Source organism: uncultured Mailhella sp., from assembly GCF_944324575.1.
In the GTDB taxonomy this organism is placed as follows: Bacteria; Desulfobacterota; Desulfovibrionia; order Desulfovibrionales; family Desulfovibrionaceae; genus Mailhella.
Map to the genome: position 1 here is coordinate 1 of NZ_CALUWV010000154.1, position 3379 is coordinate 3379.

A 3379-nucleotide genomic window follows, 5' to 3' on the forward strand; every position below is an offset into this window, starting at 1 on the left:
CTGTTTCTTTCAGCTTGCTGCCAGCGCTCGGGGGAACGCGGGCGAGGTGAGGAGCCCGCGCCGACGTCCGCAAGCAGCCGGAATTCACTTCCGGCGTCAAGCGCCGCAGGCGTCGTACAAGTTCCACGTTCGTACAGTGTGTCCCGGGCAGACGGGCCATTGCGTTACTCGGTCGGTGGAAAATGTCATAATTCCCCCCGCGCCCCCCTGGTTCGCCTTGCGGCTGCGCCGCGCGGCGGGGCTCGTACGGATGCCGGAAGTCGGGCTTTGAAAGGGCGGGACAAAAGGCGTGTGGCGCAAAGGCCGGAAGTCTCGGCAAGGCGCGTTCGGGCTGCAATCTCAGTGCAGGCGTGCGCGGCTGCGCCCGCCTGCGGCTGCCGACCGGTGTTTCGCTTCGCGAAAGCACCGGTGTGATTGGAAGGGATTTCCAGATTTTTAAGGGGAGAGCGCTGGTTTAGCGCTCTGGGAAACCGTCGCTGACAAGGGATGGTCGCTTTTCAACGATATGGAAGGGCTTTCAATTTTTCTTTTCAGCTTTCTCGCAACGCTCAGAGAAACTTGCGGGAAAACTCGTCGTTCACTGTTCGGTCGGCCTCCGTTTGCAGCGGATGACCTTCTCTCAACGCTCGGGGCCCGCGATCTGCCTTCAGGCGGTCGCCCCGACGTTCGCAAGCAGGCGGGATTCGCTCTTGCCGTCAAGCGCAGCGGGCGTCGTGAAGACTTAGCCGGAATTTAGTTCCGCCGTTAAATGAAATGACCGTCGTGCAAGTTTCGCGTCTGAACGGCGTGCAGGTTGAGACGTGCCTTTGCGGTACGCCTGGGAATTGGCGCATCCGTACCGCGCATCCAGAGCGGATGGGCGATTGCGGTACCGGGCATCGGTGGGTTCGTACAGTGTGTCTGGAGCGGATGGGCGTTTAAGGAGGGATGGGGCGGGCTTTCTTTTTTTCCTTGCAGCACTGTTGTACCGCGAAGCGGGACAGCAGTCGGCCACCGCAGGCGGGTGCAGGGCACACGCCTGCACTGACTGGGCAGCCCGAAACGCGTCCGCCGAGCCTTCCGGCCTTTTTGTCCCTCCCCTTGCCATTTTCGTTTTTCAGAGCCGACTCCTGAGTTCCCCCCAGTCTTTGATAAAAAGCTGAAAGAACCAAGGGGGCGCGGGGGAAATTATTTCCCCCGCAAACTGCCTTTCAAGGGGGACCGGGGGGGGACTCCCCCGGCGGGGTACGGGGCGGAGCCCCGCTGCCTTTTCTGCCTTTCCTGCGTTTTTTGTCTTTTACTTTTGCGTTCTCCGCACGGCGCCGAGGATATTGGGGAGGGGGATGGCGTCGCCGCGGGAGGAGAACATATAGGAAGCTGGGGACATGCCGTTCCAGAGGTGGAACTCGCCGGGGAGCCGGAGGAGGAGGGAAGCTTCGCTTCCGCCCTCGACGTACATGGCGCTGTTGAGGTTGAGGTCTTTGTGGGCGTTGAGGGCTTCGACGAAGTCGTGGACGGAGGCGGGGTCGGCGCAATGGAAGAAGAGAATGCGGCCGTTCAGGTCTTCGGCTATGGCGGCAATGGCGTGTTCGGGGCCTTTTTCGGGCCATATCTGGCTGCCGTCCGGGCCCATGAGGCGGAAGTTCTGCACCACGATGTCGTAGCGGGGCAGGAGGTTTTTCCAGTCGTCGACGCTTCGGTCGAGCACGGCGGCGCGGGGGAGGGAATCGTCTTTGGGGCCGGCCACGAAGAAGGCGCCGTAGCGGCTCACGATGCGGCCGTTGTTGGTACGGTCGCCGCTGCGCATGTAGCCGGTGGAGGTCTGTCCGTCCTTAAGATACATGCTGGCGTTGATGGCGGCGGTAAGGTCTTTGGATGCGGCCCATTCGCGCATGGTGGGCACGTTGCCGCCTTCCCAGCGGGAGCTGAACAGGTGAAAGTCGAAATGCTCGGTGTCGAAGCGCAGCACGCGGATCACGAGACGCCGGGAAAACTCGTCTCCCCGGTCTCTGGTGTAGGACAGGCGCGCCATGTCCAGCCCGTCTTCCGGACTTGTCCATGCGATGGGATCGCCCGGAAAGGTGAGCTCAGGCTCGGGCGCTTCGGCACAGAGCGAGGCCGGCAGCACAAGCAGAAGCAGCGCGAGGGCTATGGTGCGCAGAGTGTTCATGTCCTCAGTTGTATGCCACTCGTCAAGGATGGGCAAGGAAAACCCTGCGTTTTTACCCGGGAACATGGAGAACGTCCGACCGATGCGGGGCCCGGCGCAGAAAGGGCGGAAACGGGGTGCTTTTTCCCGGCGGCTGCGGGGGCTTCGGCTCTTGACGACCGGGCGTATTTGTCCTACCCCCATATTTTTACGACGCCAAAAAGCGAGTCTTTCGTTGCGGCCTTTTTGAGGCGCGCGAGCGCTGTCGGCAGCATATTCATGAAAGAGGGCAGAGCCCCTGCCAGATAAACGGAGTGTCTTTTGGAAGCACAGAAGAAAGCCCGCAAGCCCATCAAGCTTGCCACGAAGTCGGAACATGCGGCCTATTTCATGCCCATGCTGGAGAATTTCGCCGATCACGGCGAACTGAACGAAGTTGTGAAGAACTGCGTGGGCAAGGCCTGCGATCTTCTGGACGCGGGCATTCCGCTCTATCCCAACGATTTCAAGCGCAGGCAGAACGCGGGCGAGGTGTGCGAGAAATACGGCGCCATGACCGACGAGGAGCTTGCCGCGCTTGACGAGGAATTTGCCGTTGCCGGCCGCATGATGTCTTCGCGTTCCTTCGGCAAGGTGATCTTCTTCCACGTCATGGACCGCAGCGGCCGCATCCAGTGCTATGCGGAAAAGAGCGTGCTCGGCGACGAGGCGTTTTCCGCGTTCAAGAAGCTCGATGTGGGCGACATTGTGGGCGTGACGGGGCGCCTTTTCCGCACGAAGACCGGCGAACTCACGCTGCGCTGCGAGAGCGTGCGGCTTCTCAGCAAGTCGTTCCGCGCGCTGCCCGACAAGCACAGCGGCCTCACCGACGTGGAATCCCGCTATCGTCAGCGCTACGTCGACCTTGTGATGAATCCCCGCACGCGCGAGATATTCCGCAAGCGTTCGCTCATCGTGCGCGAGTTCCGCCGCTTCATGGAAGAGCGAGGCTTCATGGAAGTGGAAACCCCCATGCTGCACGCTCTTGCGGGCGGCGCGGCGGCCAAGCCCTTTGTGACGCATCACAACGCGCTCGACATCGACCTGTATATGCGCATCGCACCCGAGCTCTATCTCAAGCGCCTTATCGTGGGCGGCCTGGAGCGCGTGTTTGAAATCAACCGCTGCTTCCGCAACGAGGGAATGGACACCCGCCACAACCCCGAGTTCACCACCTGCGAGTTCTACTGGTCCTACGCCACGTTCGAGGAT

Annotated in this window: 2 protein-coding genes; one reads left to right on the plus strand and one right to left on the minus strand. The window is 61.4% G+C overall.

The genetic code is table 11. The features are described 5' to 3' along the window. Positions 1-1276 precede the first annotated feature (1276 nt). Entirely contained in the window at positions 1277-2149 is an 873-nt protein-coding gene (locus Q0J81_RS10885; RefSeq protein ID WP_294447858.1) for a phosphodiester glycosidase family protein, read from the minus strand. A 369-nt stretch (positions 2150-2518) separates the two neighbouring features. Between Q0J81_RS10885 and Q0J81_RS10890 the strand changes: the two genes are divergently transcribed. Next, a partial coding sequence (locus Q0J81_RS10890) for an amino acid--tRNA ligase-related protein (RefSeq protein ID WP_294447859.1) occupies positions 2519-3379 on the plus strand: 861 nt, incomplete at its 3' end.

What these genes read in the sequence shown, in the direction of transcription:
- Q0J81_RS10885 (WP_294447858.1), bottom strand. Translation starts at nt 2,149, where the DNA reads ATGAACACTCTGCGCACCATAGCCCTCGCGCTGCTTCTGCTTGTGCTG.